This is a genomic window from Nitrospira sp. M1, from assembly GCF_965152605.1.
This window is the reverse complement of the sequence record NZ_OZ224217.1, coordinates 1,742,748-1,753,638: the sequence shown is the minus strand read 5'-3', so window position 1 is coordinate 1,753,638 and position 10,891 is coordinate 1,742,748. Positions and strand designations below refer to the sequence as shown.

Here is a 10,891-nt window from a genome sequence, read left to right as displayed (position 1 = left end):
CCCTATGTTTCGACTAGTTCGTCTAACATCCCTTTCATCCATTGCACATCATTTTGCGTCAACGCCTTCTCACTCGAATCGATCTCTTTCGCTAACTGCGATACTGTCGGTGACGCGAATAGACACGCGAGCTCAAGCTTAACCTGACAAGTACTCTGGATAGCTGAAAGAAGTCTCACTGCTAACAAGGAATGCCCGCCCAATTCAAAGAAGTTGTCATGAACACCCACTCGCTCCAGTACCAACACCTCTGCCCAGATGCTAGCGAGCACCTCCTCGGTTGGCGTTCGTGGTGCCACGTAAGACTCCTTTGCCGGACCGCTGGCTTCTGGAATCGGCAACGCATGACGATCGACCTTGCCATTCAGCGTGAGTGGCACTTGCTCCAGCATTACCCAGTTTGCAGGCACCATGTATCCGGGTAACTGTTTCGCTAATGCATCTTTCGTCATGCTCACGTCCCATGTGCTCCCCGTTATGGGCACCACATAACCTACTAACTCCATGCCCCCTGCCTGCCCCGCGCGAGCAACAACAACAGCTTGCAGTATTCCTTCCTGCCGGCTCAACTGCGCTTCGATCTCGCCCAGCTCAATCCGATACCCTCGAAGCTTCACTTGATGATCAACCCGCCCCAGGCATTCAAGCATTCCATCGGGCCGATACCGTGCCACATCGCCCGTCCGATACAACCGCTCCCCACCCCGCGAACTGAATGGATTCGGCACAAATCGCTCTGCTGTCAGCTCAGGACGGTGCCAATACCCGCGCGCCAGGCCTACGCCCCCGATATACAACTCTCCCGACACCCCGATCGGCACCGGCTGGAACGAAGCATCCAGCACATACGTCTGCGTATTCGCGATTGGTTGACCTATGGAAATCCCCTCGCCAGGTTCTGTCACAGACGTCATCGTCGACCACACTGTCGTCTCCGTCGGGCCATACAGGTTCCACACCGGGCCGCTCCGTTTGATCAAGTCTGAGGCTAATTCGGCCGTCAGGGCTTCGCCTCCGCATAGGGTACGTAATCCAACTGTGCCGTCCCATCCCGCGTCTATCAACATCTGCCACGTCGATGGCGTCGCCTGCATCATCGTCACCTGGCTCGCATGGATTTTGTCGCGTAGCTGCAGGCCATCGTGTGTCATCGCTGTATCCGCGAGAATCACCCGCGCACCCACTATCAACGGCAATAGAAGTTCGAGGAGAGAAATATCGAATGAGAGAGACGTCACAGCCAACAAACGATCAGACGCGGTCGGCTCCAGTTGCTCCCGCATCGCGGCTAAAAAGTTCAGCGCATTGGCCTGCGAGATCATGACACCCTTCGGCTGCCCGGTCGACCCCGACGTATAGATTACATAGGCGGTGTGCCCGGCATGATGTTCAAGCCCGAGAGACTGACTCATGTGCTCTCCAACCTCATCAGACACACACACGCCATCTTGGTCGAGATACACCATTTGGGCGTCAGCTTGAGGCAAGACTTGACCTAACGACGGCTGGGTCAGAACGACAGCTGGATGAGCATCGTGAAGAATATAGGCGAGCCGCGCTTGTGGGTAGGAAGGATCCAACGGAACATACCCGCCACCGGCTTTCCACACGCCCAACACCCCCACCACCATCGCCACTGACCGCTCTAGGCAGATGCCTACGAGGGTTTCTGGGCCCACACCCTTGGCCTTTAACGCATACGCCACCACATTTGCTCGGTTATTAAGCTCCGCATACGTTACAGGTTGATCCTCACAGACCACTGCCACGGCGTCCGGCGTCCGTACCACCTGGGCCTCAAACAACTCCACTACATTCTGCGTCTTCTCATCCCACACCTGCTCTGTCGCGTTCCAGGCGGTGATGAGACACTGGGCTTCAGTTTCTGTCAGCATGCCTACATCACCCAAACATTGGGTTGGTTCACTAGCGATTGTTTCTAATATCAACCGATAATGTTGGAGGATTTGTGTCATGGTCCTGTCATCAAAACGTCCTCGGTCATACGACACGTTTACCTGAAAAGGCGGACCTGGACTCACATCAAGCGTCAGAGGATAATGCGTTTGACTATTGATCTTGACCTCACTCAGCGTTAAGGTCTGCCCCGCCCCCTCAAACCCCTGTCCCATCGGATAATTTTCGAAGAGTAGCAAACTTTCGAATAAAGGTTGTCCGTACTTGACATCACTCCACCGCTGAATATGGAACAGCGAAGCATACTCGTACTCTCGCATTTCGAAATTTTTGGTGAACAATGCGCGAAGCCATTCCGACACCGAAAGCGTGGGGTCGAGTTTGACACGAAGGGGAAGCGTGTTAAGAAATAACCCGATCATGGATTCCACGTTCGGCAGTTCCGGAGGACGACCGGACACCGTAACTCCGAATACGACGTCATTGCCTCCACTATACCGGCTCAACAGCAACGCCCAAGCGCCTTGCATGACGGTATTGAGGGTAACCTGCGATTGAGTGGCCACGGCCGATAAGCCTGAAGTCATGGCTTCAGAAAAACACAAGGACAGCTCCCCATAGTCAGCAGAAGTTTCCTGCTGTGCCGCACTCTCACTGGGAGCAAAACCTAAGGGCGTCGGTGCGAGAAATCCCTGAAGATTTGATTGCCAATAGCGCTCTGCCGCAGCTAGATCTTGCGTCTTCTGCCAGGCAATATAGTTGCGGTAAGCCGGTCCTGGCGCATAGACAGATTGTCCTCCCTGTTGAAGCGCCGTATAGCGAGCAAAAAACTCTTCGAAAATCAGGGACACACACCATCCGTCCAGCAGAATATGATGATGCGTCCACACAAAGCGATAGCTAGCATCGGATGTCCGAAAGAGAGCGAGGCGAATCAATGGGGCGCAGGAAAGGTCGAATCCACGTTGCCGGTCTGCGGCCAGGTAGTCGGTGAGCTGACCCTGCTGCTTATCCCCTGTAAGCGCTCGCCAATCTTCATGAAGAATCAAAAGAGGAACCTGGGTGTGAACAATCTGAATCGGGTCTTGGAGGTCCTCCCACATAAATGAGGTTCGGAGAGCCGGATGCCGATGTAGCGTGTCTTGCATGGCTTGTTCAAACAGTTCAACATCAACATTGCCTTCTAAGGTGCAACAGAGTTGTTCAAGGTAAACCCCGGTCTGCGGAGTATAGAGGCTGTGAAACAGCAGGCCTTGTTGTAACGGAGAAAGGACATAGACATCTTCGACATCGTGTTGCTCGGACACGACCTGATCGATCGTGGGTTGATCCAGTCCGCTGAGGGGAATATCCGAAGGCGTGAAACCGCCGATCTCAGGCGTGAGGCAATGCTGAACCAAGGCGATCAAATTCCGCTGAAACTGCTGTCCCAATTGCTCAATCGTCACCCGATCATACCGCTCACGGCTTGCCGTCCACGAGACATGCAGCCGATTACCCAAGACATCACAATTCACGTCTAGTTCATACGGAAGCTCTGCTTGCGGATCACGATCCAATCCAGCAGCATCGATTGACGGCACGAATGGCGAATGCTCCGGCAAGACATGATCCATTTGCCCAAGATAGTTGAATCGCACTTGAGCCGCTGGATATGCCTTGAGCCGTTCCCGAACATCTTGTTGTGTGGTACGGCAAGGAAGATACCGCAGCATACCATAGCCCAAGCCGCCATGAGGAATCTGCCGAAGTTGCTCCTTGATCGTTTTCAGTATTTCTTCGATCGGCCCAGTTGCGGACACGTTCAACAACACGGGATACACGCCGGCAAACCATCCAACCGTCCGGGACAGGTCTAACTCCGGGAAAAGATCTTCGCGCCAATGACCTTCAAGGTCGATCAAGACAGAATCATGGCCACTCCACTGGGAGAGGGTCTGAGTGAGAGCGGTAACGAGAATATCGTTTATCCGAGTTCGATACGCCGCATGCACACCATGAATAAGAGAGTGAGTCTCGTTCTCATCAAACCAAAAATGAAGTATTTCTGCAGTGACTTCTTTTCGGCTTCCCGTCGGATGATCGACGGGAAGCGGCCGCACATCACACCGGACATCATCCAACCAATAGGCCGCTTCCTGCTCTAGGGCTCCGCGTTCAACGTACTCGTACAGCCGCGCACTCCAACTGGCATACGATGAGGTTAGCGCCGGCAACTCAATGGGATTCCCCGAAGCAACCTGTTCATAGGCCACATGAAAATCTTCCATCAGCACCCGCCAAGAAATCCCGTCCGTCACTAAGTGGTGGATCACGAACAACAAACGATCCGGCTGGAGCCCACCCATCACAAACAACACCACACGTAGGACGGGGCCATGGGTTAGATCCAGACTGGCTTCCCATCGTGTAACTTCCTCTTCGACTCGCGTAGCTTGTTGGTCTTTCGTAAACGTGGACAGATCCACGAGATGAAAGATCGGCTGATCCACTGGCTCACCATACCATTGTCGCCATTCTCCTCCATCCTTCTCAAACCGCAGACGGAGCGCAAGATGACAGGCAACCCAAGACTGTACGGCTTGTTCTATGATGGCAGGATCGAGCGGACGCTTGAGATCCAACAACAGCGACTGATTCCAGTGATGCGGATTGGGCACATCTTGTTCGAAAAACCAGTACTGAATAGGGCTCAGTAACACCTCTCCTTCTACAGGGTCCTGGTGTATCGACTCATCACTGGCAATGGAATCTGCCACTATTGCGAGTTCGGCGATCGTCTGATTCTGAAAGAGTTGACGCGGCGATACCTTGACGCCATGCTGTCTGATGCGAGAAATAACTTGAATGCTCAGAATGGAATCTCCGCCCAGTACAAAGAAATTGTCGTGAAGGCCGATTCGTTCGACGCCCAACACCTCACTCCATATCGAGGCCAGCAATTGCTCCATCTTGGTGCTGGGTGCTTCGTAGCCGTGACGGCTCTCTCCGCTCAGATCCGGTGCCGGCAACGCTCGACGATTGATCTTGCCATTCGGTGTCAAGGGGAAGGCATCGAGCACAACGTATGTCGTGGGAACCATGTATTCCGGCAGGCGAGTTTTCAGAAACGCACTAAGTGCAGTCGTGTCGATGGCTTCATCCGTCACAACATAGCCGAGTAACCGCTTGTGATCATGCCGGTCCTCGTGCACCGTCACCAGAGCCTGTTTGACTGCCGGACATTCGGCCAATCGGGCCTCAATCTCTTCCAGTTCGATGCGATAACCTCGAATCTTGACTTGATGATCCGTCCGACCCCAAAACTCGATGGTCCCATTCGAACGCCAACGGCCCATATCCCCGGTCCTGTAGAGTCGTTCCCCTGATGCCGTCGCGAACGGATTCGGTACAAATCGTTCGGCCGTCAACTCCGGACGATTCCAATACCCTCGCGCTAACCCTTCGCCGCCGATGTACAGCTCTCCAGGCACACCGATCGGCACGAGACACATGGCCGGATCGAGCAGGTAGATGACGGTGTTGTCAATGGCCCTGCCTATAGGAATGGGGCCGTCAGCATTGCTCACCAATTGCCTGGCCGACCAAACGGTCGTTTCAGTGGGACCATACAGATTCCAAAGCTTAACACTATGCGGCAGAAGCTGAGTTGCCAAATCCGAAGAGAGCGATTCCCCTCCACACAGCACGGTTATTGGCTGCGGACGCTCCAATGCGTCCCATCCAGCATTCAACAACATACGCCAGGTCGCGGGCGTCGCCTGCATGATCGTCACGTCAGAACCTTCGAAACGCTCCAACAATTGCAGGCCATCCTGAGCGATCCCCCTATCGACCAACGACACGGTCGCACCCACGATGAGCGGGAGAAACAACTCGAGCAGCGCAATGTCAAACGAGAGAGATGTGACCGCGAGAAAGGTATCATGCTTCGTCAAGGTCAATTGATTCTGCATGGCCCAGAGGAAGTGGGATGCGCTGGCATGTGAGATCATCACCCCCTTGGGTCTTCCCGTAGACCCAGAGGTATAGATCACATACGCCACATTCTGAGGAATGACGCCATGAACCGTTCGACCCTCCATCGATTGAGAAGCCTGGGTCGATTCGGCATCAAGATCGAGGATTGATGCGTAAACATCGGGCAATTGTGAGCGCAAGGCCTCTTGCGTCAGCAACACCGCCACATCCGCATCCTCAAGCATGAAAGCGATTCGCTCCTGGGGATACGTTGGATCAATCGGCAGGTAGGCCCCACCCGCCTTGAGTATGGCCAACATTCCGATCACCATGACTGCAGACCGTTCAACACACAGTCCCACAAAGACATCTGGGCCGACGCCCATATCCCGTAGCGTCTTCGCCACACAATCCGCTCGTGCGTTGAGTTCCTCGTACGTCAGCTCTTGCTGGCCATCCACGACGGCTATAGCAGCAGGAGTCTTTTGAACTTGGGCTTCGAACAACTCATGCAAACAGGCGACATGCGGAGGCGGCGCCTCCGTGGTATTCCATTCCACAAGGACTTGCTGCTGCTCTCTATCCGTCAAGATCGGAAGTTGAGAAATCGCTGCGTCAGGCATAGCAACCATGCCTTGCAGTAAGGTCTGATAATGGTCCGCCATCCTGGCGATGGTCTCTCGATGGAACAGATCCGTGCTGTATTCAAAGATGCCCTGTAACTCATTATCGCTTTCAATCAGGTCGAGCGTGAGATCGAATCTCGCATATCCGGATTCGTGTTCCCTGTATTTCCAATTCAACCCTTCAAGCGTTGCCATTTCCAAATGACTCTGCTGTAAAGAAAACATCACCTGGAAAAGTGGGCTGTAACTGAGGTCGCGAACCGGCTGCAGTTCTTCAACCAGCTTCTCGAACGGCAGATCCCCGTGCGACTGAGCGGCTTGCACCGTCTCGCGTGTTCGGGCCACTAATTCTCGGAAGGATGGATCACCGGATACGTCGGCGCGAAGGACTAAAGTATTGGCAAACAGGCCGATCAATGCTTCGATTTCCGGTCGGTTCCGATTGGCCACGGGCATACCGATACAAAAATCGTTTTGTCCGCTATAGCGGCTCAACAGTACCTGAAACGCACCCAGTAGTGTCGTAAAGAGGGTGACATGCTGTTGTCGGCTGAACTCCCGCAACGAGGAGGTCAAAGCAATGGGGAATGAAAATTTGAATGTCGACCCTCTGTAGGTCTGCGAGGCCGGGCGAGGGTTGTCCGTTGGAAGATCCAGTTTTGCCGGAATGCCCTGAAGCTGTGCATTCCAATAGCGCACCAACCGTTCCACTGTCTCGCCGGATAGCCAGTGCCGTTGCCAACAGGCATAGTCGGCATACTGGACGGAGAGTTCCGGCAGTTCCAACGACGTCCCATTCCTGAGTTCTTCATAGATCGCGGCAAATTCTCGAATGAGGAGCCCCATCGACCAACCGTCGGCAATGATATGGTGTATCGTCAGCAGAAACACATGCTCTCGCTCCGAACACCTGAGGAGACTCATGCGAATCGCCGGCTCTTGGTCAAGGTAAAAGGGACGCTGGTTTTCGTGATTGGCAATATGCGTGATCTCATCTTCTTGGTCACTCGCCGACAAGGACGAGAGATCCTCGACCGTGAGGGATACGTACTCTTCATGTCTGATCACTTGAACCGGCTGTCCATCGGTTGTGACAAAGGTCGTTCTCAAGGCTTCATGGCGGCGTATGATTCGGTTGAGCGCCTGCTCAACGAGCGCTGGTTCAAGGTGCCCCTCCAAGTCGACACCAATTGATAGGTGATAAAATGGGCTTCCCCCTTCCAGCTGATCCAAAAACCATAAGCGTTCCTGAGCAAAGGAGAGCGGGATAGGCATTTGGGATGCACGTGGACGAATTGAAGGGGTCAGAACTCTATCAGGCTCGTCTTGCTTGACGGCGATGACTTTCGTCATGCCAGCGACAGTTGGATTTGCAAAAAAATCGGCAGGAGGCACGTCAACGTGACACACTGTCCGTATCTGAGACAGGAGTTGAACCGCTAACAGGGATTCTCCATCCAATTCAAAAAACGAGTCATGCAGACCAATCTGGTCGATCCCGAACAGGTCCTCCCAGACTGTGACGACTCGTTTCTCCAATTCGCTGTGTGGAGGCGCATACGGAACCTGAAGGAATGGCCTCTGACGATTATGTTCACCAGTCTGAGGAGCCATGTTCGAATGTGCCACGGTATCGGTTTCCATTCGATCCTCGCTTATCGGGCCTGTCCATGCACCGTATCTACTTGATTCGATCCAATACCGTTGTCGCTCGAACGGATAGGTTGGGAGCGGGACTCGTTTACACGTTTCTCCAGCATACATTCGAGACCAATCCACCGAAACACCCGCAAGCCACAGCTTGCCGACGGTTTCCCAGAGGTGCGCACCCGTTGAATGACTTTTTTGCGCATGGGGCAAGGACGAGAGAATGCAGAACGGAACGTCCGAATGAGCGCCCTGATGCGAACTGCACTCCTTCTTGGCAAGCTCCCGACGTGCCAACAGGCTGAGGGTTTCACCAGGTCCAACCTCCAACAAGACCTGCTTGGGATCATTGAACAATTCATGCAATCCCGAGGCAAAGCGGACCGTCTGACGAACATGCGTGACCCAATACTGTGGATCGATGGCTTCCTCCTTCGTAATCCATGTGCCCGTCACATTTGAAAGGAACGGGATGCGCGGATGACGACGTTCCACGTTCTTGACTGTCTCCAGGAATTCCGAAAGCATGGGCTCGACCATCGCGGAATGGAAGGCATGAGACACATGTAGACGACGCGAGGTGATCCCCCGTTCTTTCAAATCCTGCTCTAACGATTCAAGCACCGGTATTGGTCCTGACAGCACGCACAACTCCGACGTATTGACGGCTGCAAGATCGCATCCTCTCTCAAGCCATGGACGCATCTGTGATTCCGATACGGCCACTGCAAGCATCCCCCCTTCAGGCAGCTTCTGAAGAAGACGTCCGCGTTCCGCGACGACATAGAGCGCGTCTTCCAACGAAAAGACCCCAGCAAGACAGGCCGCTACATACTCGCCAATACTATGGCCGAGCAGCGCGTTCGGACGTACCCCCCATTCCATCCATAATGTTGCAAGAGCATACTCGATGATGAACAAGGCGGGTTGTGTTATACCGGTGTGATTGACGCTCTCCGATAGCGTTTGTCGCGTGTTCTCATCTTGAGAAAAGAGAGGCTGTAAGTCAAAACTGGTGTGTGGTTTCAGCAAATCAAGACAGTGATCAACCGCTTCACGAAACACCGGTTCTTCCGCGTACACCTGATGCGCCATGTCCACATGCTGCGCACCCTGTCCGGAAAATAAAAACGCAACTGGGCGAGTGTCCGACACCGTATCGGCGACTTGTAGACACACAGGATCGTCGCCTTCAAGAATACGGCAGGCCTGTTCGACGTCCCGGCAAATCGCTATGGCACGATACGCAAAATGCTGACGGCCGACTTGCAGCGTATACGCCACATCGCTCAGACTCTGTCCGGACGATTGCTTGAAATGATTGAGAAGACGAGGAATCATAGCCTCTCGTGCCGTGGGTGTTTTTGCTGAAAGAAGGAGCAAGCACCACGATCTGGAGGAGACTGATGGACGCATCAGCATCGGTGCTTCTTCCAAGACGACATGCGCATTTGTGCCGCCAAGACCGAATGAGCTGACACCGGCACGGCGCGGCTGACCGTTTCGTTGCCATTTTTGTAGTTTCGTGTTCACATAAAACGGGGTCGAGGGAAAATCGATCTCAGCATTGGCTTCGGTAAAATGCAAACTGGGCGGGATGTATTTATGGTGAAGCGCCAAGACGGCTTTGATCAATCCGGCAATACCCGCCGCGGCATCGAGGTGTCCGATGTTGGTTTTCACCGAACCCAACGCACAATACCCTCGACGTTCCGTACTCAGTCCGAACGCCTTCGTCAATGCGGCAACTTCGATCGGATCTCCCAAAGTGGTTCCCGTTCCGTGCGCTTCCACATAGGTGATGGAATCAGCTTTCACGTTTGCTGCAAGCTGTGCCGCATGAATCACCTTCGCTTGTCCGTCAATGCGCGGCGCGGTATACCCTATTTTTGCAGCTCCGTCATTGTTGATCGCCGATCCGCGAATTACCGCCAAAATATGGTCGCCTCCCTCAATCGCATCCTCAAGCCGCTTCAAGAGCACCAATCCCACACCACTGCCCCCAACCGTGCCGCGCGCCTGCGCATCAAATGCCCGGCAATGGCCATCCGGCGAAACAATGCTCCCCTCTTGGTACAGATAGCCGACCTTCTGGGGCACGGTAATTGACACGCCACCTGCCAATGCCATATCACATTCCCCACTTAATAAACCTTGACAAGCCAGATGAACAGCAACCAAGGATGTGGAACAGGCGGTTTGTATAGCAAGGCTTGGGCCTTCTAAATTGAGTTTGTAAGACACACGCGTAGGAAGAGCATCCTTTTCTACCCCGAGAAGCGCAGCCATGTCTGCAGCCGATTGCAAAGATACCCCGTGTGGGAAGACATTGAACATATAACCACTCGTACTCGATCCTGCGTACATGCCGATTGAGCCATGGCCACGCTCAGGGTCATATCCCGCATATTCAAGTGTTTCCCACGCACATTCTAAAAAGAGGCGTTGTTGCGGATCCAATAGTTCAGCTTCCTTGGGGAGCACACCAAAAAAACTCGCATCAAACACATCAATATCATCTAATAGGGCACGGGCTCGAACATACTTTGGATCGCTGAGTAAACCTTCTGGCACTCCAGACTCTCTTAGCTCTAGATCATTCAAAGTAGAAATAGCCTCAACCCCACCACATAAATTGTGCCAAAAGGCATCAATATTTTTGCTGCCCGGAAATCGACCAGCCATTCCAATGATGGCAACTTCCAGGCCACTAAAGCTCTGATCTTGAGAAGAAGGCATGG

1 protein-coding gene is annotated in these 10,891 nt (G+C 53.5%); it reads right to left on the bottom strand.

Going from position 1 to position 10,891, the window contains the following annotated elements; translation table 11 throughout:
• Nucleotides 1-2: 2 nt before the first annotated feature.
• A complete protein-coding gene (locus ACWHX8_RS08135; RefSeq protein ID WP_447971453.1) occupies nt 3-10,889 on the bottom strand; it encodes an amino acid adenylation domain-containing protein in 10,887 nt (3,628 codons plus the stop codon).
• Between the last annotated feature and the right edge of the window lie 2 nt (nt 10,890-10,891).

Coding starts and splice junctions, on each gene's coding strand:
- ACWHX8_RS08135 (WP_447971453.1), bottom strand. CDS start 10,889: ATGCCTTCTTCTCAAGATCAGAGCTTTAGTGGCCTGGAAGTTGCCATC.